The 23,579-nt window shown below is 68.4% G+C and carries 23 protein-coding genes and 1 pseudogene; 17 read left to right on the top strand and 7 right to left on the bottom strand.

Annotated elements, in window-relative coordinates; genetic code table 11:
- Positions 1-75 precede the first annotated feature (75 nt).
- The gene (locus Pflav_RS00530) at positions 76-537 is read left to right on the top strand and encodes a PPOX class F420-dependent oxidoreductase (RefSeq protein ID WP_173032826.1); all 462 of its coding nucleotides are present in this window, start codon (positions 76-78) and stop codon (positions 535-537) included.
- Positions 538-563: 26 nt separating this feature from the next.
- On the opposite strand, the gene Pflav_RS00525 is transcribed toward Pflav_RS00530, so the two are convergent.
- Positions 564-1,754: a serine hydrolase domain-containing protein gene (locus Pflav_RS00525; RefSeq protein ID WP_197937780.1), complete on the bottom strand. Its 1,191-nt coding sequence runs from the start codon at positions 1,752-1,754 to the stop codon at positions 564-566.
- A gap of 135 nt (positions 1,755-1,889) precedes the next feature.
- Here Pflav_RS00525 and Pflav_RS00520 point away from each other — a divergent pair, with 135 nt between their 5' ends.
- Genes Pflav_RS00520 through Pflav_RS00500 form a run of 5 tightly spaced genes read left to right on the top strand, consistent with a single transcriptional unit; the run spans position 1,890 to position 6,560 of the window.
- A complete protein-coding gene (locus Pflav_RS00520) occupies positions 1,890-2,513 on the top strand; it encodes a M15 family metallopeptidase (RefSeq protein ID WP_173032824.1) in 624 nt (207 codons plus the stop codon).
- Positions 2,510-3,667, top strand: a complete 1,158-nt coding sequence (gene alr / locus Pflav_RS00515; RefSeq protein ID WP_173032822.1) for an alanine racemase — start codon at positions 2,510-2,512, stop codon at positions 3,665-3,667. Before Pflav_RS00520 ends, alr begins: the two co-directional genes overlap by 4 nt.
- Positions 3,664-4,620, top strand: a complete 957-nt coding sequence (locus Pflav_RS00510) for a D-alanine--D-alanine ligase family protein (protein ID WP_173032820.1) — start codon at positions 3,664-3,666, stop codon at positions 4,618-4,620. Before alr ends, Pflav_RS00510 begins: the two co-directional genes overlap by 4 nt.
- Before the next feature lie 9 nt (positions 4,621-4,629).
- Positions 4,630-5,898 carry a sensor histidine kinase gene (locus tag Pflav_RS00505; RefSeq protein ID WP_173032818.1) on the top strand — a complete coding sequence of 423 codons (1,269 nt, stop codon included), beginning with the start codon at positions 4,630-4,632 and terminating at the stop codon, positions 5,896-5,898.
- On the top strand, positions 5,880-6,560 hold the full coding sequence (locus Pflav_RS00500) for a response regulator transcription factor (protein ID WP_332107719.1): 681 nt from the start codon (positions 5,880-5,882) through the stop codon (positions 6,558-6,560). Before Pflav_RS00505 ends, Pflav_RS00500 begins: the two co-directional genes overlap by 19 nt.
- On the opposite strand, the gene Pflav_RS00495 is transcribed toward Pflav_RS00500, so the two are convergent.
- Genes Pflav_RS00495 through Pflav_RS00485 form a run of 3 tightly spaced genes read right to left on the bottom strand, consistent with a single transcriptional unit; the run spans position 6,557 to position 8,633 of the window.
- The gene (locus tag Pflav_RS00495; protein ID WP_173032600.1) at positions 6,557-7,156 is read right to left on the bottom strand and encodes a hypothetical protein; all 600 of its coding nucleotides are present in this window, start codon (positions 7,154-7,156) and stop codon (positions 6,557-6,559) included. The two genes, Pflav_RS00500 and Pflav_RS00495, sit on opposite strands and share 4 nt — an antisense overlap.
- Before the next feature lie 59 nt (positions 7,157-7,215).
- The gene (locus tag Pflav_RS00490; protein WP_173032816.1) at positions 7,216-7,962 is read right to left on the bottom strand and encodes a nucleotidyltransferase domain-containing protein; all 747 of its coding nucleotides are present in this window, start codon (positions 7,960-7,962) and stop codon (positions 7,216-7,218) included.
- Positions 7,959-8,633 (bottom strand): nucleotidyltransferase domain-containing protein, encoded by a 675-nt coding sequence (locus tag Pflav_RS00485; RefSeq protein ID WP_173032814.1) that lies wholly within the window; start codon positions 8,631-8,633, stop codon positions 7,959-7,961. Before Pflav_RS00485 ends, Pflav_RS00490 begins: the two co-directional genes overlap by 4 nt.
- A gap of 143 nt (positions 8,634-8,776) precedes the next feature.
- Between Pflav_RS00485 and Pflav_RS00480 the strand changes: the two genes are divergently transcribed.
- Positions 8,777-9,451 (top strand): DUF6891 domain-containing protein, encoded by a 675-nt coding sequence (locus Pflav_RS00480; RefSeq protein ID WP_173032812.1) that lies wholly within the window; start codon positions 8,777-8,779, stop codon positions 9,449-9,451.
- Between the two features lie 131 nt (positions 9,452-9,582).
- Positions 9,583-10,167: a hypothetical protein gene (locus tag Pflav_RS00475; protein WP_173032811.1), complete on the top strand. Its 585-nt coding sequence runs from the start codon at positions 9,583-9,585 to the stop codon at positions 10,165-10,167.
- A 96-nt stretch (positions 10,168-10,263) separates the two neighbouring features.
- Here Pflav_RS00475 and Pflav_RS00470 read toward each other — a convergent pair whose 3' ends face one another.
- Positions 10,264-10,944 carry a hypothetical protein gene (locus tag Pflav_RS00470; RefSeq protein WP_173032809.1) on the bottom strand — a complete coding sequence of 227 codons (681 nt, stop codon included), beginning with the start codon at positions 10,942-10,944 and terminating at the stop codon, positions 10,264-10,266.
- A 144-nt stretch (positions 10,945-11,088) separates the two neighbouring features.
- Positions 11,089-11,235 (bottom strand): hypothetical protein, encoded by a 147-nt coding sequence (locus Pflav_RS00465; protein WP_173032807.1) that lies wholly within the window; start codon positions 11,233-11,235, stop codon positions 11,089-11,091.
- 189 nt (positions 11,236-11,424) lie between these two features.
- On the opposite strand from Pflav_RS00465, the gene Pflav_RS00460 reads away from it, so the two are divergent.
- The 6 genes and pseudogenes from Pflav_RS00460 to Pflav_RS00435 all read left to right on the top strand — a co-directional run bounded on the left by Pflav_RS00460 (position 11,425) and on the right by Pflav_RS00435 (position 15,580).
- Entirely contained in the window at positions 11,425-12,030 is a 606-nt protein-coding gene (locus Pflav_RS00460) for an AraC-like ligand-binding domain-containing protein (RefSeq protein WP_173032805.1), read from the top strand.
- 163 nt (positions 12,031-12,193) lie between these two features.
- A pseudogene (gene istA / locus Pflav_RS00455) lies at positions 12,194-13,714 on the top strand (IS21 family transposase); the annotation flags it as partial.
- Between the two features lie 128 nt (positions 13,715-13,842).
- Positions 13,843-14,055, top strand: a complete 213-nt coding sequence (locus Pflav_RS00450) for a hypothetical protein (RefSeq protein WP_173032598.1) — start codon at positions 13,843-13,845, stop codon at positions 14,053-14,055.
- Positions 14,052-14,828: an IS21-like element helper ATPase IstB gene (gene istB / locus Pflav_RS00445; RefSeq protein WP_173032803.1), complete on the top strand. Its 777-nt coding sequence runs from the start codon at positions 14,052-14,054 to the stop codon at positions 14,826-14,828. The genes Pflav_RS00450 and istB overlap by 4 nt, the downstream gene beginning before the upstream one ends.
- Before the next feature lie 58 nt (positions 14,829-14,886).
- Entirely contained in the window at positions 14,887-15,321 is a 435-nt protein-coding gene (locus tag Pflav_RS00440) for a helix-turn-helix transcriptional regulator (RefSeq protein ID WP_173032801.1), read from the top strand.
- A 79-nt stretch (positions 15,322-15,400) separates the two neighbouring features.
- Positions 15,401-15,580, top strand: coding sequence for a hypothetical protein (locus Pflav_RS00435; RefSeq protein ID WP_173032798.1), 180 nt, complete (start codon positions 15,401-15,403; stop codon positions 15,578-15,580).
- A 315-nt stretch (positions 15,581-15,895) separates the two neighbouring features.
- On the opposite strand, the gene Pflav_RS00430 is transcribed toward Pflav_RS00435, so the two are convergent.
- On the bottom strand, positions 15,896-18,838 hold the full coding sequence (locus tag Pflav_RS00430) for a beta-L-arabinofuranosidase domain-containing protein (protein ID WP_173032796.1): 2,943 nt from the start codon (positions 18,836-18,838) through the stop codon (positions 15,896-15,898).
- A 423-nt stretch (positions 18,839-19,261) separates the two neighbouring features.
- On the opposite strand from Pflav_RS00430, the gene Pflav_RS00425 reads away from it, so the two are divergent.
- The 3 genes from Pflav_RS00425 (at position 19,262) to Pflav_RS00415 (ending at position 23,294) form a co-directional block, all read left to right on the top strand.
- A complete protein-coding gene (locus Pflav_RS00425) occupies positions 19,262-21,649 on the top strand; it encodes a carboxypeptidase-like regulatory domain-containing protein (RefSeq protein ID WP_173032794.1) in 2,388 nt (795 codons plus the stop codon).
- 11 nt (positions 21,650-21,660) lie between these two features.
- A complete protein-coding gene (locus Pflav_RS00420) occupies positions 21,661-21,861 on the top strand; it encodes a hypothetical protein (RefSeq protein ID WP_173032792.1) in 201 nt (66 codons plus the stop codon).
- A gap of 854 nt (positions 21,862-22,715) precedes the next feature.
- A complete protein-coding gene (locus Pflav_RS00415; protein WP_173032790.1) occupies positions 22,716-23,294 on the top strand; it encodes a hypothetical protein in 579 nt (192 codons plus the stop codon).
- Positions 23,295-23,579: the final 285 nt, after the last annotated feature.

Raw genomic sequence — 23,579 nt, 5'->3', positions numbered from 1 at the left:
CCTTCTCTGGGGGTGCGCGTCGCTGTCGCCTATCCTCCGCATTGACGCGGCGGTCAGACAGCAAGGAGAACAAGCATGGCGCGCACCATCGCCACGAACACAGCCGTCGACCTCGACGGACTCCTCGAGTTCGTCCGGCCCAGGCACCGAATGATCCTGATCACCCAGCGGGCGGACGGCTCGCCGCAGGCGTCACCAGTGACCGGCGGCGTGGATGATTCCGGCCGGATTGTCGTGTCCACGTATCCAGAGCGCGCCAAAGCGCGCAACGCACGCTCACGTCCGGGGGTGAGCGTCATCGTGCTCTCCGACGAGTGGAGCGGCCCGTGGACGCAGGTCGACGGAGACTGTGAGGTACTCGACGCCGCCGAAGGACTCGACGAGTTCGTGGAGTACTACCGCAACATCGCCGGTGAGCACCCCGACTGGAACGAATACCGCCAGGCCATGCTCGACCAGGGCAAATCCCTAATGCGCATCACACCCAGGCGATGGGGTCCTGTCGCGACCGGCGGGTTTCCTCCCCGCCTCGCGTGACCTTCTGAACCTGGGCACTGCGCCGGTCAGTCGTCGATTGCTTGGTAGACGGCGGTCCAGAAGTCGTGCGACCTCGGCAGTCTCTGGTCGCCGGCGTGTGCCCGCTGGATGACGAGGATTGCCGTCATGTCCTCGGCCGGGTCGTTGTACCAGGCGGTGCCGTAGAAGCCGGGCCACCCGTAGCTACCGACCGAGGGCCCGAGGTGCGTACGGCGGGTGCGGATCGACATCCCGAAACCCCAGCCCATGGCGTCGAAGTACCCCGGCCAGAACCCGGAGACCGCCTTCTGCGCCGGGGTGAGCTGGTCGCTGGTCATCAGCGTCACCGACGGCCGCGAGAGCACCCGCTGGCCGCGGTGCGTACCGCCGGCGAGCAGCGCCGAGGCGAAGGTCAGGTAGTCGTCGGCGGTCGAGACGAGCCCGCCGCCACCTGATTCGAACGTCGGCGGCCGGCTCCACCGCCCGTCGGGGCCGTCTTCGACGACCGGCTCACCGGTGGCGGCATTGTCGCGCTCGTACGCCGTCGCCAGCCGGCTGACGCTCTCGCCGCCCACGATGAAGGCGGTGTCCTTCATCCCGAGCGGATCGCAGATCCGCTCGCGCAACGCATCCCCGAAAGACATGCCAGTGGCCCGGGCGATGAGCACGCCCGTCACGTCGGCGGCGGTGTCGTACATCCACCGCTCACCCGGCTGGTGCACCAGCGGAAGCGCGCCCAGCCGGCGCATCCACTCGTCTGGCGACGGCCTACCGAGTGCGCTCAGCGCGTCGGAGATCGGGACCGTTCCCGGCTCGGCGGGGACCACGCCGGTACCCACGGTGTAGGTCAGCAGATCCCGCACCGTTATCGCGCATTTCGCCGCAACGGTGTCTTCCAGCGGCCCGCCGGGATCGGCGAGCACGGTCATGTCCGCCAACTCCGGTAGCAGGTCGTCGACCGGATCATCCAGGCGCAGCGTGCAGTCCTCGACGAGCGTCATCGCACACGCGGCCACGATCGGCTTGCTCATCGAGCCCATGCGACAGATCGTGTCGCCCGCCATCGGCGTCCGCGACCCCGCGCCCTCGAACGCGAGATTGCCCGTTGCCTCGATGCGTACCTCGCCGTGTCGGGCCAGGACGGCCACCGCCCCCGGGACGAAGCCGGACTCGACATGACGCTCGAGCAGCCCGCGCAGCCGAGTCAGCCGCTTCGGCGAGAAGCCACCAGTGGTCACCGGCCCCCTCCTCATTTCGTCGGTTCGCAAGTTACACCCCGTTCTCGCTTTAGGTGCCGGTCCTTCGTACCCGAGGACCGGCCATCGGCACCTGAGACTGAGGCGCACCGCTCCTCGCGCCGCCACCTTCGGACCATGACAATCTTGCTTTCCGATTCTCGGGTGGCGGCGGTGCCGGTGCGCGACGCCGGCGAGGCGTTGGTACGCCTCGACGCGGACTTCGGGCCGGCACGGGCGTGGGTCCGCCGGGGCTTGGGTGAGCGGCTTGCCGCCGCTCGGGACGCCTTGCCGGCCGGCCTCGGGCTGCGGGTGGTGGAGGGTCACCGTCCGGTTGGGCAGCAGCGGTCCATCATCGCCACCTATTCGACGGAGCTTCGCCGCCTGTACCCGGGGCTGCCCGACGCCGAGCTGCACCGCCTGACGAGCAGGTTCGTGTCACCGGTCGACGTGGCTCCGCATGTCGCGGCCGCGGCGGTGGACCTCACGCTGGTCGACCCGGACGGCGCGGAGCTCGACATGGGTACGCCGATCGACGCGACGCCGGAGCAGTCCGGCGGCGCCTGCTACTACGCCGCGGAGGGGATCGACGCGGACGCCCGTGCGCGCCGGGAGCTGCTGGGAAAGGTGCTGGGCGGCGCCGGCCTGGTGAACTACCCGACGGAGTGGTGGCACTGGAGCTACGGCGACCGGTACTGGGCCTTGATGACGGGCGCACCCGCCGCGCTGTACGGCCCGGTCCTGGCGGAGCCGGGCGCGTGAAGCACCCCGCGACCGCGCTCGCGCCCGCTCGTCCCGAGGCGCTTGGCGAGGGCGCGCGGCTGACCGTCGACCTGACCGCGGTCGCGCACAACGTCCGACTGCTCAGGCGGCGTACCGAGGCGGGGCTGATGGCCGTGGTCAAGGCCGACGGGTTCGGCCACGGCGCCGTCGACGTCGCCCGCACGGCCACCGCCGCCGGCGCGGGCTGGTTGGGCGTGACGAGCGTCCACGAAGCCGTCGCCCTGCGCGATGCCGGGCTCCGGGTACCTGTGCTGAGCTGGCTCAACCCCGTTGACGCCGACTTCGACACGGCCGTGCGCCGAAGCGTCGACCTGGCGGTACCCAGCCGCGACCACCTCGACGCGATCACCCGCGCGGACGGCCTCGCACGCGTGCACCTGCACCTGGACACCGGCATGGCCCGCGACGGCACGGAACCAGGGGCATGGGTCGACCTGTGCCGGCAGGCGTATGCCGCCGAGCGCGACGGGCGGATCCGGGTGGTCGGGGTGATGGGACACCTCGCGTGCGCGGAGATGCCAGGGCATCCGGCCAACGCGGCGGGCCGGCGGCTGTTCGAGTGGGGCGTGGCCACGGCCCGCGGCGCGGGCCTGCGGCCGGCCGTGCGCCACCTGGCCGCCTCGGCGGCGACGCTCACCGAGCCGCGCTCCCATTTCGATCTGGTACGGGTCGGTGCGGCGCTGGTCGGCATCGACCCGACCGGTACCACCGCCCTGCGTACCGCGCTGAGGCTCGCCGCTCCCATCGTCGCCGTACGCCGCGTCCCGGCCGGGACTCCGGTCGGCTACGGACACGCCTGGCGGGCGGCGTCGACGAGCACGCTCGGCCTGGTGCCGATCGGGTACGGCGACGGCCTGCCCCGCAACGCCTGGGACCGGGCGGAGGTACAGGTTCGCGGCCGGCGGCGCCGCCTCGCCGGCCGCATCTCCATGGACCAATTCGTCGTCGACCTCGGCGACGATCCGGTGCGGCCCGGCGAGACGGTCACGGTGTTCGGCCCGGGTGACGCCGGCGAGCCGACGCTCTCGGACTGGGCCGGCTGGGCGGACACGATCGCACACGAGCTGGTGACCGGCCTCGGTCCCCGGCTGCGCCGCGAAGTTCTCGCTGTGGCGAAGGGGAGCCTGACATGAGACGCCGTACCCGGGTCGCCGTCATCGGCGGTGGCCAGAACTGTGAACACGAGGTCTCCCTCGCCTCCGCGGCTGCGGCCGCCGCGGCGCTCGACCCAGCCCGGTACCACGTGATGGCTCTGACCATCGGCGTCGAGGGTGACTGGCGGGACGAGCGCGACCGGCCGATCGGGCTGGCCGCCGCGGTCGAATTGCTCCACGACTGCGACGTGGCCCTACCGCTGGTGCACGGGCCGCGCGGCGAGGACGGCACGCTGGCCGCCCTGCTCGACCTCGCCGGCCTGCCGTACGCCGGCTCCGGGCTGACCGCCGGCGCGGTCGCGATGGACAAGTGGGTGACCAAGCTTGTGGCGCAGGCGATCGGCATCGCGACAGCGCCGGGTGTCCTGCTCACCGGCGCGACCGCGGCCACGTACACCTGGACCCACCCGGTCGTCGTCAAGCCCGTCGCGGCCGGTTCGAGCCGGGGCGTACGGCGGGTGGACCGGCCCGGAGAGCTGGCGGATGCGCTGGACGCCGCGCTGGCGCTGGACCGGCGGGTGCTGGTCGAGGACGTGATCGAGGGCCGGGAGGTGGACCTCGCCGTGCTGGCCCGCGCGGACGGTACCCGGATCGTCGCTCCGGCGCTGGAGATCGTGGTCGCCGGCGGCCTCTTCGACTACGACACCAAGTACGACGGATCGGCTGTCTTCCGGGTGCCGGCTCCGCTGGCCGAAGCGGACCGCAAGGCGCTCGAACACGCCGCGCTCGCGACGTACGACGCATTGGGGTGCCGCGGCGTCGCCCGGGTGGACTTCTTCGTCACCGCGGACGGTCCGGTCCTCAACGAGGTGAACACCACGCCCGGCTTCACCGGACGGTCGCAGGTACCACGGATGTTCGACGCCGCGGGCATCCCGTACCCCGAACTGCTCGACATCCTCATCGAGGATGCCCTGGCCGGCGCGTCGTAAGGTCGCTGAGTGAACGTGCCCCGACCCGCGTGGCAGGAGTGGCTGCCGGACGCCGTGGCCGGGCTGATCGTCGCGACCCTCGGGTTGATCATCGCGATCTTGAACTACGGTGGGTTCAACGACTACGCCCCGATACCGCTCGGCGGGCTGAGCCCTGATCGGGAGGTGGCGCTGCTCGTTGTGGTGGCGGTCGTCACCGGCGCGGCGGTCGCCGCCAGCCGCCCCGCCCCGGGCCCCGCGCTCGCGCTGGTGTGGATGCTGGCCGGGATTCACGTCGTGGTCGGCGTCCCGATCCTCGTCACCGAGCTGGCCATCGCGGCCGTGGCGTTCGGGACGGCGCGCTGGGGCAGCACGGCCGTCGTCTGGCTCAGCGCGCTGTCCATCCCGTCCGGCGCGACCGTCGCCGTCCTTTTCCTCGCGCCAGACATACGGCGGATCCTGTCCAGGTTCCTCCGCCTGAGCGCGCTGGATGGTCTTGGGGACACGTGGCAGCCGTTCGCCGCTGTCATCGGCGCGGCGCTGCTGGGTGTGCCCTGGATGGCCGGCATGGTGCTGCGCGTGGCCGCACGCGCCCGGACGACGGTCGATCTGGCCTCGGCCGACATCGCCCGGGCCGAGGCCGACCGGGCGCAGGCCCGGCAGATCGCCCGGCTGCGCGAGGACCAGGCCCAGCTCGCGCGCGACGTGCACGACGTCGTCGGCCACTCCCTCGCGGTGATCCTCGCCCAGGCCGAGTCGGGCCAGTACCTACCGGACGGCGACCCGGCAGCGCTCAAGACGACCCTGGCGAACATCGCCACCTCGGCCCGTACCTCGCTGCAAAGCGTCCGGCAGGTGCTGTCAGCCACGCAGGAGGGCCTCGCGGCCTCGACGCCGGACCTGGACAGCCTGGTCGAAGGCCTGCGCACCAGCGGCCACGAAGTGGTCTCGACACAGACCGGCGCGCCCCAGCCGTTGCCGCCGGAGCTCGACCTGATCGCATTCCGGACGCTTCAGGAAATGGTGACAAACGCGATGAAACACGGCAGGCGGGATCGCCCCATCACCGTGGAACGCCGCTGGCCGGACGGAGACTGGGAAGCGACCCTACGGATCTCGGTGAGCAACGCCGCGGCGGCCGCCAAGGCTGCGGACTGGACCGCCGGCCAGGGACTGACCGGCATGCGGCAACGGGTGGAGTCGGCCGGCGGCCGGCTCGACGTGGATCGACACGAGGTGGCCGGCGAGCCGAGGTTTACCGCGACCGCGTGGATCCCCGTGTGGCGGCCACTGCCATGACCGGCTCGATCAGCGTGCTGCTCGCGGATGACCAGGAGCTCTTCCGCTCGGGGGTGGCGGTCATCGTGGACGCCCAAGTCGGCATGTCCGTGGTGGGCGCCGCCGCCGACGGAAGCGAAGCGGTCCGCCTCGTCGATGAGCTCGCGCCCGACGTCGTGCTGATGGACATCCGCATGCCCGGCATGGACGGCGTCGAGGCGACCCGGCAGATCTTCTTGCCCGAGCGGGTCAACCGGCGCCCCAAGCCGGTGCGTGTGCTGGTGCTGACCACCTTCAACCTGGACGACCGGGCGGCCACGGCCATCCGGTACGGGGCGAGCGGCTTCCTGCTCAAGGACACCACCCCGGTGATGCTGCGCGACGCGATCCGCACCGTCCACAGTGGAAACGCCGTCCTCGCACCGCCCGACCTGACGACGCTGATGGACCACCATTTCCGGGCACCCGTCCCGGTACCCGAGGCGTACCTCGCCCTGACCGACAAGGAACGCGACGTGTTCACCGCGGCCGCACGCGGGCTGTCCAACGCGGAGATAGCCGCCAAGGTGTTCGCCAGCGAGTCCACAGTGAAGACACACATCGGGGCGATCTTGCGCAAACTCGCGCTGCGCGACCGGGTGCAGATCGTCGTGTTCGCCTACGAACACGGCCTTGTCGGTTAAGACACACCTGAGTCGTCGCGCGCCGGGCCAGGCGTGACACTGAGGTGGTAGGTGGCGCGCACCGTGAAGCCATACCCGTCCCCACCGGCGAACCTCAGCACATGCTGCCCCGAGGGGAGCGAGTCCAGGCGCTTCCACAGGCCCCAGACGGTCATAGGCACGGGCTTACGCGTGCGCGTCACGGGGTTGAGCCGAGCGCCGACGACCTCGAAGGGTACCGGCGTGGCGATTGTTTCCAGCTCGATGGGCGATCCGTCCACTACCAAGTCGCCGACGGCGCGGTGCAGGTGAGGCGGTGGACCCTCCGCGTTGCGATGCCACATGTTGAACGCGGGAAAGAACAGCGGGGTTCCGGCGGGAACGGCGCACCGTCGTTCGACGTCGCCGCCGAAGGTACCAGCGAGAAACCAAACGTCATCCGGCTGATTGACACCCGCGTCGGCTCCGGTGGTGTCGCCGACTGGATTGTGCAGCGGGCCCACCCCGGCAACCCAGCGCACCCACCGGGCAGCGAGTCCTTCTGGCGAATCTGAGGCGTAGGGCAGGGTCGCTGCCGGCCGCCGGCCGCCACCAAACACGCGTGTGAAGATCGACACGGCGACACTCTATTGGAAGGCCGGTTCCGGCGGCTACATCATCAAACCGACCACGTGGCTCAGCCGAGGCGGGTCCGCACCACCAGGTCGTGCAGGGCGTCCACGGCTGCCGGGTCTGCGTGATCGGGCAGGGCCGAAGTGCCCCGGACCGCCTCCAACTCGGCGCGCAGCCGCGGCACGTCGGTGGCGAGCCGCTCCGCGGCGCCCGCAGGCAGTGGGCCATGCTCGGCCTCCCGCTTGGCGGCGATGAGGTCCGGCACATACGCCAACTCCGTCCCGAGCACGCCGAGATCCGTCTCCAGGCGGCCGGTCCGCATCAGGTGGATCCCCGTGAGCAGCACCCGCAGCGTGTACAGCGCGGGCTTGAGCTGCCCGGTCTTGGCGTACAACCTCTCCTGGGTGCCCGCGAATCCGAGGTAGTGGTGCGCGTGGTGACGGGTGACCAGTCGCGGGGCCAGAGACGTCAGCTCGGCGTGCACCGCCGTGGTCACGACCACCAGCGGCGACAGCAGTTGCTCCAAGGCGTACCCGTTGCGACTGTTCAGCAGCTTCGCAAACTTCAGCAGATCGTGGCTGACCACGTCCAGTTCGACACCGTCACGCACCCCGGTGTGCTGCAACGTCTGCGGCCCGGTACGCAACCCGACCACCTCCGCCGGCGGCAACAGGTGCACGGCGCGCAGATCCAGGTCGGAGTCGAGCGACGCGAACCCGTACAGATGTGCACCGCTGACCGTGGCGAACAGCAGTGGACGGGGCAGGGTGTGGGCGGCCTCGGCGGCCCACCGCGGCACCTCGATGGTCACTGCAGGTTCCTCTCGCGTACGGCGGTGAGCAGCCGATCCACGGCATCCCGGTCAGGATGCTCCGGCAGTGCGGTGGCGGCGGCCGCGTCGGCGAGATCGGCGAGCAGGTCCGCCGCCCAGGCAGCGACAACATCCCAGGCGAGCTCACCGTGTCGCACCGCGAGCAGCTTGTCGCGCAGGTGCCGCACGTCGACCAGGATCTCCCCGGTACGCAGCACATGCGCCCCTGCGACCAGCAGGCGGATCATGTGCATGGCCTGCTTGTAGTTCGTCTCGCCGGTACGCGCACGGCGGGCCGCGACCCGGCCGAGCTGATCCCGGGCGTAGTTGCCGTACGTCTCGGCCACCCGCCTGGACAGAAACGCCCGCCGCGACGCCAGCAACCGCTCCCCGTCCACAGTGGTCATTTCGACCAGCGGGGACCAGAGCACCTCCAAAACCGTCGGGTTGCCCTGCAAGGCAAGCACGCAGAACCGTTCGAACTCCCAGGAGAACTGCTCCGCCGCCGGCCCCTCGAAATGGGTAGGCGGCTTGTCCAGGCGCCAGAACGCACGCGTCGGCGCCACATACACACCACGCCGGTCGTAATCGGAGCCCGGACCGTGCAGCCCATACGCCCGCGACCCGACCACAACGGCCAGGACGCTACGCCGCTCGACAAGCTCGATCACGCCCGGCAACGCTACCCAAACCCCGCCCGGCACGCCTGATCTTTTCCTGCCAGAGGGAGGCCGACGCGCGGCTGTTGGTGCTTGCCGCGCGCCGGGCCGTGGCCCGGCTCAGGTTGTCACAGGTTCGTGCAAGGATCGTCGCCGTGACTGGATGGATCTACAACGACCGCCCTGCGGGCGTCAGGTTCCTGGCCGAGCGGATCGCGGAGCCGGGTCGTGGGGAGATCGAGGACGAGATCTGGAGCTGGGTCGTGCGCGGCGAGGACGCCGCCGACGAGTTCGTGGATTTCTTCGACGTGGACGAGCAGCGCCACGGGGCCACCGACGAAGAGCTGCGGGCGGCGTACGTAAAGGCGTTGGCCGCTCGGCGGGAGCAGCAGCGTGAGTGGGGTGAGGTGCACAGCAACCTCTCCCGCGCCTTCGCCGACCTCAACGACCTCGGCGTGGTGGCCAGGGCAAACTTCGCCTGCTGTGGCACCTGCGCGGCCGCCGAGATCCACGACGAGCGGGACGACTCCCGCCACTGGCACGGATACCTCTGGTACCACCAGCAGGACACGGAGTCGCTGGTCGGGAGCGAGGACGGCGAGGTCTACCTCGGCTACGGCGTCTACCCGCCAGCGGACTTCGACGAGGCCGCCTACGCCGCCCTGCCGGAGGCCGAAAAGCAGGCCCGCTACCAGGCCGATCTGGAGCGGTTTCTGGACGAGACCGCCTTTCCGGTACTCCGCGAGCACGGCATGCGGGTCGACTGGAACCGCGAGCAGTCCAAGCGCATCCGCGTCACCGGCGCCCAGTGGTACGCGCCGCTGACCTGAGACCCACCCAGCCCTGGACCCGGTGCCACTGAGATAGACCGCCGCAGCCAGTCTTGCCCCACCCCCGCACGGCTTCATTCTGAAGTGGACTGTTGCGGTGGCCTCCTACGCTGAAGCGCCGACTTCGTTCCGTGGGACGTGAGAGGCTCGGCGTGGCTTGGTTTGATAGCGTCAAGGATCTGGTTGGCATCAGCCTTGCGTTGCTGGCGGTCATTGTTTCGCTTGTCACCGTGTTGATCAGTCGACGCCGGGAGCAGGCGAGTAGCTACCTCGCCATCCAGGAACTCATGTTGAGCGACGAGGTGCAGCGTGGACGCCTGTTGATCTATCAATCCGGGATATCAGGCAGGATTCCGCCACTCGGCACGGCTGATTACTTTCGGATCGTACGGGCACTTTCCGTATTCGATCTATTGGGTGCCTACGCCCGAAAGGGAATTGTGCGGCGAGAGTGGGTGCTGGATTACTGGCATCCGCGGCTTCAGGCACTGCGGGCGGGCTACGAACTGGTCAACTACCGTGAAGATGGCCCCTACCCTAACCACGGCCGACCCGATCTCCTCGACTTGATCGAGCGGGCGGAGCGCTATGACTGCCGCAGGCAATGCTGCACCGACGGCCGACGCGAACGCCGGTTGAGCAGGGGCAAGGCCCAGACCGGCATAGCTCGCGAGGCGGAGCTGCCAAACAAGGCGGCACCGCCGCCGACTGCCTGACGATCGTCAAGACCCACCGAATCCAACCGGCGACGACGGCGAACGGCTGCTGCCGCTGAAACCGCCCGGCCCCCTTGCTGAGATCCGTTCAGGGGGCTACTTCGTCGTTCGTCCTTCCTTGGGAGCATCCACGACGACGGTCTTGGATCCAGCGCGCGTCTTGTTACGTCCCTCGTTAGCAGGTGGGATCCCGTTGTGGTGCGCTTCCCACAGCATGCGGTCGAGCGTGCGCAGCTCCTCACCCCGGGTCGTAGTTGCGACCTCGTCCGGATACGTCAGACTGGCGACGTCGGGGAGACCCAGCTCCGTCCGGGCGGCATTCACGAAGCCGAGCTCGGTCCTAAACAGGAGGTCGTTGAGGTCCCTTGGAATCTGGTCAAGTCCATAGACCGCACGAGCGACGGCGAACCGGCGAGCTATTCGCAGATGCCGAACGGCCGTGTCTACGGTCGCTTGATCCTGGGCGACCATCTTGATCCGTGCCAGCGTCGCTTCGACGGCCTGGTACTGGAACGTTCCCTCGCCTTCGAATCCGGGTGTCATTCGCACGCCGTCATTCAGGGCTATCACTTCGATCAAGCTGTCAGGCCGCAGAACGTAGGTTCGGAAGCTGCGGACCGCTGTTACGAAGTCGCCGTATGTCGCCATCCGCGACTCGCGCCAGCGACGCATCTCCTCCTGTTTCCAGGCTCGGGCCTGCACTCTGGACGACAGAACGCCGCCCAGCATCACGCCGATCAAAGCCACAAGCGGGCTGAGCCACACGTTGGCGTTCATGCAGACATCTTGCAGGCGAATCCGGCCGCCACCGCATCGGGCATCGAGGTCGCCTCCGTCCGAAACCGGGTGATCTGCGAGAGCCCGGCCAGGACATGAGCCCGGTTCGGTCGCTGGGTTTGACGGCCTACGGCCCCGCCACCACTACACGACTATCAGGGCAGCGATAGCGGCGATGACCAGACCCCAGCCACCTGCCCATCCCCACAGCAGCCCAGTCCCAATGTGTCTGGGGATGTACTCGTACGCGACGACGACGCCGACCAGCAGAACCACGTGCGGGTCCGACATTTGCACACCCGATCACCGGTACGTCCAGACGCCTAGCGACGACCCTGCGCGACCAACTGCTTCGAAGACGCCTTGATCTTAACCGAGCGCCGTTGCATGACCGGTTGTGCGCCCACAGTCAACGCTGGGCTGGTCTCTTCATCTGACAATTGACAGACGCAATGACTTTTGGAGTAGTAGGGAACGGCCATGTACGTGCTGTACGACACCAGACCGGTTCACCCGCTCGACCGGTACGAGTACGCCCGCGCGGGTGCCGCCGCCGAACTGGCCCCGGTGGCGATCCGCGGGCGTGCACCACGCGACCTGCTCGCCGTGATGTCGGTCGCCCAGATCGGTGATTTCACAATCGAGGCCGTGACCTGGGCCGCAGACTCCGAAATCCTGGCACACCGAACCGAACGCCTGATCAGGGCCTGTGATCCTGAATGCTACCGGGTATTTCTGAGCATCAACGGCGGAGCACGGATGGAGCAGGCAGGCAATCAGGTGACCTTTCGCCCCAGGGACATCGCGCTGTACGACCTGTCCCGCCCCTGGCAGGCCACGCACGCGACGGGACCAGCGTCGATGCGGATCGTCATGCTGACGTTCCCACGCGCGTTGGTGCCGATCACCCGCGCCACGGCTGCGCCGCTTCTCGGTACCGTCATACCTAGGAGGCTGCCCGGACGTGGCCTGATCGCGAACTTTCTCATCGAGCTGACCGACACCGCCGGCGCCGCCGAACATGAGGGCGACCCAGATCTCGCGGTCGCCCTGCGTGTCGGCGCTCACGTAATTCCCCACCTGTAGCGGTCTGACGCTCACGTAATTCCCCACCCGCTCGCTCACCTAATTCCCCAGGTGAGGCGCCTGGGCGCCTAGGGCTCCCAGTGGGGTGGTCCTCGCGATCTTGAAGAGTTCTCCCTTGTCCGGGTGACGGGTGAGGGAGCTGATGGCGAGGAGAACGTTCGACGTGGTCGATGTGACCGAGATCTTCATCCACTGGTACGCGGGCCGGTCGATCAGCGAGGTGGGCACGTCGCTGGGTGTGGATCGTAAGACGATCCGCAAGTACCTGGCCCCGGCGGTCGCGGCTGGGTTCGTGCCGGGTGGGCCGGCGATGAGTCAGCAGGACTGGGCGGCGCTGGTGACGCGGTGGTTCCCTCAGTTGGCCGATACCCGGTTGCGGCAGGTGACCTGGCCGCAGATCGCTAAGCATCACGAGTACATCACTGCCCAGCTGAAGTTGGGGGTGACGCAGGCGACGATCCACCAGCGGCTGCGGGACGAGCACGGCCTGACCGCGTCGGTGGCGTCGTTGAAGCGGTATGTGGCGGCGAACCTGCCGGAACAGGTGCGCCGGGACCGGGTCGTGGTGCTGCGCGATGAGACGGACTTCCCGCCGGGTGAGGAGGCCCAGATCGACTACGGGCATCTGGGCCATTGGGTAGATTCGGCGACCGGCAAGCGGCGTCGAGTGTGGGCGTTCGCCATGGTCCTTGCGTGTTCGCGGCACATGTTCGTGCGGCCGGTCCTGACCATGGATCAGCGGGCCTGGACCGAGGCACACATCGAGGCGTTCGCGTTCTTCGGTGGCACGCCGCGGCGGCTGGTGCCGGACAACCTGCGCACCGGGGTGGACAAGCCTGACCTCTACGACCCGAAGATCAACCGCTCCTATGCTGAACTGGCCGCCCACTACGGGGTGCTAGTCGACCCGGCCCGACGCGGCAAGCCGCGGGACAAGGCCCGCATCGAGCGGCCGATGCCGTATATCCGGGACAGTTTCTGGCGCGGTCGCCAGTTCGCGTCGCTGGAGGCGATGCAGGCCGCTGCGACCCAGTGGTGCGCCGAGGTCGCCGGCCGCAGGTCCTGCCGGCCGCTGGGCGGTGCGGCGCCGGCGTCCGTGTTCGCGGCTGTCGAAGCAGAAGTGCTGCAACCGTTGCCTGGCAAGGCGTTCGCGTTGGCGACGTGGTCGACGGCGGTGGTGGGACCGGACATCCACGCCAAGGTCGGTAAGACGATCTACTCGGTGCCGTGGCGGTTCATCGGCCAGCGTGTCGACGCCCGCGAGACACCGCTGGTGGTCCAGATCTTCCACAAGGGACAACTGATCGCCACGCACGGCCGCAAGCCACAAGGCAAGCAGACCGACTTCGGGCACTATCCGCCCGAGAAGATCGCGTTCCGGATGCGGACGCCGACCTGGTGCCGCACCCGCTCCGCCGAGATCGGCCCCGCCTGCGCTCAGGTCATCGCCGGGCTTCTGGAGGTCAACGCTCTGTTCCGGCTCCGCGCCGCGCAGGGCGTGCTCGGACTGGCCGACAAGCACGGCACCGCCCGTCTCGAGGCCGCCTGCACCAAGGCGATCGCGGCTGGCGACCCGTCCTACCGCACGGTCAAAGGCATCCTGGTCGCCGGCGCCGAGACCGACCCGCCACCACCGTCCGCTGGTGACGGCGGCGCCGCAGCGCACCTGCACGGCCCTTCGCAGCTGTTCGCGAACGTCATCCCCCTGCCCACCCCGAACGTCACGCTCGACATGGACACGGTCATCGCGGACGACGACCGCGGCGACGCTGGTGACGACGAGCAGCCCAGCGCCGCAGCGGGAGTGCTGGCATGACCGACCAGACCACCACGGCGACGGCGCCGCAGCCGGCCTACCCGCTGCCCCAGCCCGGCGGAGCAGATCCCCGGTTCACCTACGGCCTGCTGCACGACGTCGCCGAAGTGTTGCAGCGCAACGGTTTTCCCCGCCCGGCCGGCACCGACTGGGCCGACCTGATGGCCGCCCTGCACCACTTCCTCTACCAGCCCAAGGAGACCTCGTGACCATCGTCGACACCGCGCTGCACGACAGCCTGCGCGCGTTGAAGCTCTCCGGCATGCTGCACACCCTCAACGCCCGCCTGGCCCAAGCCCAAGCCGGCGAGCTCGGCCACCTGGAGTTCCTGCAGGTGCTCTGCCACGACGAGATCACCCGCCGGGAAACCATGGGCATGCAACGCCGGCTGCGCCGCGCCCGCTTCGACCAGACCACCACCCTGGAGGAGTTCGACTTTCACACCAGCCCGAAACTGCCCGCCGCGCAGATCCGCGACCTGGCCGCGCTGCGCTGGCTGCAGGCCGGCGAGTCGGTCATCCTGCACGGCCCGGTCGGCGTCGGCAAAACCCATATAGCGCAAGCCCTCGGGCACCTCGCCATCCGCCGCGGCGCCGACGTCCGCTTCACCAAAACCAGCCGCGCCCTAGCCGACCTCGCCGGCGGCCACGCCGACCGCACCTGGCCCCGCCGCCTCGCCGAGCTCGCCCGTCCCGCGTTGCTGATCCTGGACGACTTCGCCATGCGCGAACTGACTGCCCAACAGGCCGACGACCTCTACGAACTCATCTCCGAACGCGCCCAGGCCGGCCGGTCCTTGATCGCCACCTCGAACCGGTCACCGGCCGACTGGTATCCGCTGTTCCCCAACCCCGTCGTCGCCGAATCGCTGCTGGACCGGCTCATCAACACCAGCCACCAGGTCTTCATGAACGGACCCAGCTACCGCCCCAACAAACGACCCGGCCGAGCCGGCTCGACAACACCGACCGGCACCAAGTAGAACATCAACCGAGGGCCACACCCTGGGGAATTACGTGAGCCCAGACCCGGGGAATTCCGTGAGCGACGACACCCTGCGCGAATGCACGGTCGGGCTGATCCGCCAACGACTCGACCAACCGGATGGGATCACCCCGAGCACCCGGCGGCTACTGCACATGGCATCCATCCGCGCCATCATCCGCCGACACCTCGACAACCCAGCCCTCGACCCGGACCGGATCGCGGAAGTCGCCAACGTCTCGCCGCGCTATCTGCACAAGCTATTCCAGAACACCGAACTCACGCCGATGCAACTGCTCAAACGGCTACGCCTAGAGGCATGCCTCCACAGCCTGCGAGATCCCTCGCTGACTAGGACGCCCATCAAGGACATCATTGCCGCGCACGGCTACCGTCGCCCAGACCAGTTCGCCCGAGACTTCAAACAGCTCTTCGGCGTCTCGCCGACACAGGTACGCAGGCTTGCCACCCAGCAAGCCATCCGGACGTGAGGGGCAACCCGTGGACCGGTCGAACCGTGTGATCCCAAGGCGCGCGTCAAAGCTTGATCCTGCCCGAAGAGGTAGGGGCATGAGCCCTGACTCGAAGGCTGGCCAGCCGCGCGACCAGCTCATCCAGATCGATGTCACGTTCATCTTGCCCCGCCGGCTCCCGTGGCTGCTGGCCGGCGTCGCCATCGGCAACCTCCGCCTACCCTATACGTTGCTGGAGAAGGCAAGCCTCATCCTACGAGCCCTCCTATCCGGCTGAGTGACCCGCGACCAGACGCGTAACAGGTGGTATTACCAGGCAGTTCGAGGGGTTACGCGGGCGGACGTGTTGCCGTCAAGGAAGGTCGATATTGATGGCCCGCAGCTCTCGCCGTCCCGGTCCAGCACTCGTGCCTGACGCCGGTGTCCAGCCCACAGCATGTATTTGCGACCTCGCACCCGCCTCGCCGACACGTGTCACATACGCCGGCGGCCTTGGCCTGGTCCGCAGCTGAACCGAACCGGGCACCAGGGCTGCGTGAAGCGCGGTGGGCGGGCCTCGGCGGGTCACCGACCCCGCCGAGGCCCGCGCGGATCAGCCCTCCAGGTCGCGTCGCGCTTGGGCGGCGGCGTCGAGGATCGCCTGCCGCTGTTCCTCGGTGTGGCGGCCAGCGGTGACCCACTGCGCCGAAACCTGCTGTACCCGGTGGAGGAACTGCCAGTGGCTGGCGAACGGTGCCTGCGCCCAGACCCGGTCGAGGAAGGTCTCGCCGTTCTCGTCGCGTACCTCGTCGTTGGGCACCCCGGAGCCGAACGAGCCGAAGACCACCTCGGGCTCGACCCGCCGGACGTATGGGTGGTAGGCGTTGAACTCGCCGGGCACGGGATCGGCGATGTAGTACGGCGCCAGCGTGTAGCCGTGCGTGGTGTAGTGCATCGCCACCTCGGTCGGCTTTATCGAGCTGGCCAGATCGCCGTCGAGCTTGAGGTCGCGATAGAAGCTGACGTCGCGGTAGCTCGGGGTCGCGTCGCGTACCACCATCAGGGTCGGGCCATACATGATCGACTGGATCGCCTTGTTGTCGAGGGCCTGCTCCACCCGAAAGCTCATCGGCATGTCGATGTCGATCGTGTCGCCGCGGCTCCAACGACGGTCGACCGTGACGAAGCTGCCAGGCTTGGCCGCCATCAACTGGCGGTGCCCGTTGACCCGAACCGTGTAACCCTGCGTCGCCCACGACGGCACCCGCAGCCGGACCTTCAACCTCCCGCCGGCCTGCTCAAAGCGGAGCCGGCTCGCCCCCTCGGTCGGATACTGGGTCTGCTGGGTGATGACGAAGCCGCGGTCGCGCCAGGTGAGGGTCGAGGCGATGAAGAGGTTGACGTAGAGCGTCGACTCGTCGGCCGAGTGGAAATAGATCGTCTCCTGGTACTTGGTATGGCTTTCCAGACCGGTGCCGTTGCAGCAGCTGCCGTTGCCGCCGTACCGGCTGTATTCGATGGTGTTGCCGATCCGGCGGGAGCGGCCGGGCCACATGTTCTGGTGGTACGTCACCTCGGTGCTGGTGACGCTGTCCACGTCGCGGCGCGAGCTGAGGATCTGGTTGTGCAGGGCCTTTTCATAGAAGTCCAGGTACGCCGGGTCCGGGTCGTGGAAGAAGAGATTCCGGGTCAGCCGCAGCATGTTGTACGCGCAGCAGGTCTCGGCGTGCCTCGGGTCCGACGCCGAGGTGAACCCGCTGGTGATGACGCCACGGGGGCCGAAGTGTTCGCTTCGGCCGGCGCCGCCGTTGCTGAAGGTGCGGTGCGGCACCACCATCGACCAGAAGTGCTTCGCCGCGGTGTGGAAGTCCCGATCCCCGGTCCGCTCGAAAATCCGCAGGTAGCCGATGTTCGGCGCCATGTACTGGTTGGCGTGTCGCCCGTTGAGCTCGTCCCGTTCGGCGATGGCGGCGTCGAAGAGGGTGGTGAAGGTGAACATTTTCGCCGCCGCCAGATACCGCGTCCGCTTCTTCGCGGGGTGGGCCAGCGCCGAAAGCTCCGCCATCACCTCGTTCATCGACCCGGCCTCGCCGGCGCTGTAGATGTTCCACATCCGGTCCAGCTCGTCCTGGCTGTATCGGCTGAGCCGCTGGTACACCCAATCGCCCATCCGGAATGCGATGTCGAGGGCCTCCTCGTTGCCGGTCAGGTGGTACGCGTTGAGCAGCCCACGCATTATTTTGTGGCAGGTGTACCAGACCGCCCAGACCGCGTTCGGCCCGCTGTTGGGCTGAAGCGTCGGTGGCTCAAGGCGGCTGAACTGCCCCTCCGGAAACGCCGCCAGGAACCCTCGGTAGCTGGTGCCGATGATCCTCGCGTCCCGGCGGTTACCCGAGTGGTCGTGGGCCGTCTCGCCCTCTGTGTCGAAGCGGTACCAGGCGACCAGGTCGGCGGGGGATGCGGCCGGGGCCGACGGCTCCTCTGCCGCGAGCGCCTGCATCTCGGTCCCGTCCAGCGCCCGACGGTAGATCCGCAAGTCGTCAACGGACGTGTTCAGCAGCGGGTCGTTGTTGCTCTGTCCACGCCCGATCCAGTTGTTGCCGGTGGCACCGAGGCCCGCCGGGGTCAGCGTGATCGCGGCCGTGCCGGCCTCGACCCCGTTGACGTAGAGCCGGCCGGTACCGTCGGCGCTGGAGAGGGTGACCGCGACGTGCGCCCACTGCCCGACCGGGACCGGGACGCTGTCGCCGGTGATTCGCTGCTCGCCGCCGGAGCCGCTGTTGGTGATGGCGAAACGCGGGCCTGGGTTGGTCGCCGACACCCGCGCGGTCAGCGAGAGGTGGACGTTGGCGCCGGTGCCAAAGCTGAAGATCTTGGCGTTGTTCTGCGCCGCCCCGAGGTTCACCCAAGCCGCGATCGTGACGTCCTCGACATCCGCCAGGATGCCGGCGGGGAGCAGGACGTACTGGTTGGGGTGCGGGTCGCTGAGCCGCACCGCCATGCCCGATCGGCCCGGCACCCGACCCACCGGCCGGGCGTCCAGCGCCCGCTGACACTTGCCCAACTCCTCGACCAGGTAGTCGAGCTTGTCGAGGAAGATCTCCTCACCGGTGTCGGCCCAACACTGCGAGAGCATCGTCATGTAGTGGCCGGTGAAGTGGCCCCGTAGCAGATGGTTCGGAGTGTCCCAACCGCCGGGCCAGGTCCCCGGAGCGGGCAGACCAGCATTGACCCGGAACAGGTGCAACATGCGGTCCGGCCCATCAAAAACACCGCCGGTGCCAGGGTAATTGCGGGCGTAATTGAGCATCCGGTCGCGCTTCTGCTGGAAGATGCCGTCGCGCAGAGCGACCTGATTCAACGCGAAGGGCTTGACCCGCCAGTTCGGGGCCTCCCAGCCCGGCCGCGGGTGCTTACTTCCGGCGCCGCCTCGGTCGCCCGGGGCGCCGCCGGACGCCAACGCGGGCGAGGTTGGCGCGAGGGTCATCGCGGCCGGGGCGGCGGCCGCCAACGCACCGATACGCAGCAGGTCCCGCCGCGAGAACTGCTTGCTCACGTCACTCTCCTTGCTCTGGTCTGTGACCAGGTTGCTGGCCGGGACGGGAAACACCGACCACCCAACCGCCAGACGAGTGTGAGCGTTAACACCGATGTGCACTGATGGCGGCGTGGCAGACGATGACAGGACCACTCCCGGGCAAGGCAGTACCTTGCCCGGGGTGACGGCACCGCTGCAGCGTGTGCCTAGTGTTAGCGATCACATCGCCAAGGTCAAGAGGTGGGCATACGTCGATACCGCCGGGTCCGCCCGTCAGCCTTGTGCGCCCCGCGCTTGTTTGGACGATCACGACCAGGTCGCCCTACGTGATCACCACCCGCAGTCGTTTTCCCGTTCATCCACAGGCCCTCCCGGCGGGCCCGATCTCCGCATAGGGTCATGTCCTCAGTGGACCCAGACCTAGCGGGGTTTGACACAGGCATGCTCAAAAGACTCTTATCCGCCGGCCTCCTCGCCGTCGGTCTGATCCTCGTCGTCCCGGTCACGCCGGCGTCGGCCGCCCAGATCTCCGGGCCGCTCGAGCCGCAGACCGGCACGGTCCGGGGCGTTTTCACCGACCGATCCGGCAACCCGATCGTCCACGCGTCGGTCTCCACCAGCAGCCTCACCTACAACCAATGGCAGCGTTCGGCCTACACCGACGCGCAGGGGCGCTACGAGATGCATGACGTGCCGGCCGGCCCGGTCACGGTCTACTTCTCGGACGACACCATCTCGCAGTACGCCCCCGGCAAGCCGAACGCGGACGAGGCACAGCGCTACACCGTGGTGCCGGGTCTGGCCACGGTGGTCGACGAGCGCCAGGTCCCGACCGGCACGGTCCAGGGCCGCCTCACCGACCAGGCCGGCGACCCGGTCGCGCAGGCGTCGGTCTACATCGACGCCAAGCCCTACCGTTACCGCGCGCCGGGCGCCACGACCGACGCCGACGGCCGCTACTCCTTCACGGGTGTACCGGCTGGCGAAGTCACCCTTCAGTTCGTGAAGTTCCCGTTCCGCGTGTGGGCGCACCAGGAACACGGCCAGGCCACCGCCAAGAAGTACACCCTGCGCCCGAACCAGACGCTGACCGTGGATGAGAGCCTGTTGCCGACCGGCACCCTGACCGGGCTGATCACCGATGCGGAGGGCAACCCGGCCCAGACCAGCGTCGTGGCGCACGAGGTCGATGGCGACGGCGCCTACAACACCTACACCGGGGCGGACGGCTGGTTTTCGCTCACCGTGCCCGCCGGGCGCTGGCGGGTCGAGCTCAACGTCCGCCAGTGGGTGCCAGGGAAGATCGACGAGGCGGAGGGCAGGATCTTCCGGGTCGCGGCCGGGCAGTCCGTCGAGGTGAACGAGTCGCTGCGGCCAACCGGCGCGCTCCGCGTCGAGCTGCGGACCGGTAGCAGCGGGGTCAGCCAGCACTCGTTCGCCCTCTGGCACGGCGGCACGAAGGTCGCGTTCGTGAACGGCACGAACGTCGGCTCCCGCACCTTCGAGAACATCCTGCCGGGCGACTACCTGTTCAGCTACGACGAGTACTTCGCCCCCGGCACGCTCCGGATGGAGAACGCCGTACCGGTCAAGGTGCGGCCCGGACTGACCAGGACGCTGGAGGTGACGCACCCCGCGCGGTCCACGCTCTCGGGCCGGGTGACGCTGCCCACCGGCGAGCCGGCGCCCGGGCTCAACGTGCAGGCCGACGTGATCGCCGACGGCGCGCACCAGCGCCACACCGCCCAGACAGGCACCGACGGCGAGTGGCAGATGACCGGCGTGTTCCCGGAGTCGTACCGGATCACGCTCAGCAACTCGTCCCGTGAGCTCTCCCAGGACGGCGGCGAGGTGACCGTGGCAGCGGGCGGCTCGGCGTCGGTGGACTCGACGTGGCACACCGGCGGCTCGCTCACCGTCACCGCGGTGGACGCCACCACCGGCGCCCCGGTCAGCAACTACTGCGTCGCGGTGGTCGAAAAGTTCGGCGGCTTCTGCACGCAGGGCTCGACAGTGACCGTGGCGGGACTCGCTGCGGGGCCGACCTTGGTCACGCTCAACATGCTGAGCGGCAGCGACTACCTCGGCAAGAACGACGTGCCGGTCACTATCCCGGCCGGCGGGCAGGCCACGCTGACCATCCCGGTCGAGATCGGCGGGCGGTTCAACGCGCGGGCGGTCAACCGCGCGACAGGGACGACGGCGGGTGGGAGCGTGTGCTTCTACGCCGTGATTCCGGGCACGGGTGGCACCAGCGAGCGCGCATCCGCCTGCACCAACAACCAGGGCACGGGCACCAGCGGCGCCTTGGCGCCGGGCACCTACCAACTGTTCGTCAAGCCGCCAGACGGCAGCGCGTACGGGGCGCAGTGGTTCACCCCGGCGGGCGGTACCGGCGACCAGAGACAGGCCGCCAAGTTCAAAATCAAGGCGGGCAAGACCACACGGCTTGGCACGATCCTGTTGGACCCGGCCGGGTCCGTCACCGGTGTGGTGCGCGACGCGAACGGCCAGCCGGTGGAACACGTAGAGGTCGGTGTCACGGCCTTCGAGATCCCCGGTCGGAACTCTTCCCCGAGGGCACGGACGAAGCGGGCAGGTACACGATCAGGAACCTCGGGCCGTACGCGTGGCCGCTGCTCTTCACACCGATCGCCGATCTGCCGCGACAGTGGTCCGGCGCGACCGGCAACCGCTTCCAGGCCGAGACTGTGCCAGTCACCAGCGGCGCGACCAGCACCTACGACACCACGCTGTCGGCGGGTGCCAAGGTCACCGGCACGGTCACCATCACACCCGGCGACACCGCCTGGAGCGGCGGCCGGCTGAAGGCACGCGGCGTGACCAGCGGCGACCTACTCGCCGTCGGTGACGTGCCCGCCCAGGGCGGCGCCTACGAGTTCCGGGTGATCGGCGGCGGCCCGGTCAACCTCGAGTGGTACCTGGCCGACCCGGTGACCAAGTCGACCGGGCGGTACGACGGCAACCCGGTGGGGGTACCCGCGAACGGCCGCAAGCAGCTCGACCTGACCATCGGCTGAGCCGTGGAGGCGGGCCGGCGACTTCCATCGCCGGCCCGCCCCGCCTGAACCATCGCCCGCCCTGGGGGACTAGCGCCTCATCATCTCCGGCCGGCTAGTGGGTTCTCATGGCCCTCACAGCCCTTGCGAACGGTGTGCCCTGACAGCGCCTGCCTCCGCGTTTCGGAGCACGTCCGCCCCGCGTTTCGCCGGGACCATACATGGCGGATTAAACCGCGTATTTCCGGTTCAGGGCCCTGATGTGGTGGTTGTTCCGGGCGGCGGCGGTCGGTCGCGTCGCGGTGATCGCTGTGCTGCCGCCTGGCCGAACTTTGGCTGGCCGCCTCGGCGGAACGGCGGGCGATGGCCCGGGGTCACCGGTAGGCGTGCTGGACCGCCTGCTGCAAGGGGCGGCTCATGACGGCCTTAAAGATCGTCTCCCAGAGTTCTCCCAACACGGTCTGGGAGAACAGAAAGAGGCCACCGGCATCACCTGCCGTATGGCCCTGAGCTGGTAAAATAATGGTGGACCATACATGGCAGAATAAGAACCACGTCTTCCCAGTTCAGGGCCCATCCGTGACCGTCACAGCAGTCCGCCGGCGCACCACCCCAAGATCATGAATGGCCGGTATGCCGCGCACACCGGCCATTTTCGGTCCGCGGGTCATCCCTGGCAACCACTCAGCGTCCACCGGGCTGCACAACCTACTCGTGACCGGCGCCCGGATCGCGGCATGAGCGTGCACATGATCAAGCGATCCGGCGGCCGTGCGCGGGCCGACTGGCGATAGATCGTGCGTTCAGGTCATCGATTTGGGGCAACTGTCGCCTTGTTGACCGCAGCCCGTCGGGCACGATGTTAGAACACGTCAGTGGAAGAGCTAATCCCTTTGGTCGCTGCGGTGGCGGCCACTGGCTTCGGAACGCTCCTAAGTGGCGTCGTAGATCAGGTCAGGTCAAGGCGAAGGCGTCCGCCACCTTCCATCAGCGCCGAAGGCCAAGAGGCGGTGGCGGCACTGTTAGAGCAGGTTGCCGTTGATGTCGCGAAGGAGGTCGCGGCCGAGTCCACACCGGTGCGGCTTGATACTGAGCTGGCCGCCGTATCCGGATCAATCCATCACTCGGTTGAGCGCCTGAGGACCATTCTTGCGCACACCGAAGCTCTTGAGGCGAACGTCCAGGCGTTGCTAAAGCAAAAGGATGCAACTGAGGCATTTCTGAGGGTCAGCCAGACCGACGCAGAGAAAATCGGTCGCCTGATGGCGTCACAAACAGAAGAGCGTATGCAAGCTCAGATGAAGAAGCTGACTCAGCGCTACGAGAGCCGCCTTGCCGATGCTGAGAGGAGGGCCAACAGCGCCGCTTGGAAATTTGGAATCGGTGGGGTGCTCGCCGGCGCGGCGTCTGGACTGCTCGTCGAGTGGATGGCATCTACCCAGTTCGGTTGGTGACGAGCCACCTCCACGGCCGCCTCGTCTCTACCAAGGTGCACGGCTGATCAGCCGCCCCTACGTCACGAGATCGTCGGCGGCCTCCGTCCTCTACGGTTCGATGCAGAAAGTTCCACCCGGACCTCCTTCGGAGCCGTTACGACCATAGGTGGAGCGTTCCCTGTCAAAGACTCGGCCGAGCGAGGACGAGGCTATGCGGCGCTCGCTACGGCATGGACCACGGCCGTCGCGGCCCGCGACGCTGCCCTCATGACCGCCAGCATCGAAACCATGGGTTCGGTGTTG

The sequence above is a fragment of the Phytohabitans flavus genome, from assembly GCF_011764545.1.
GTDB lineage: Bacteria > Actinomycetota > Actinomycetes > Mycobacteriales > Micromonosporaceae > Phytohabitans > Phytohabitans flavus.
Note: the sequence above shows the minus strand (reverse complement) of the source record. Positions and strands in the feature narration are given on the sequence as shown.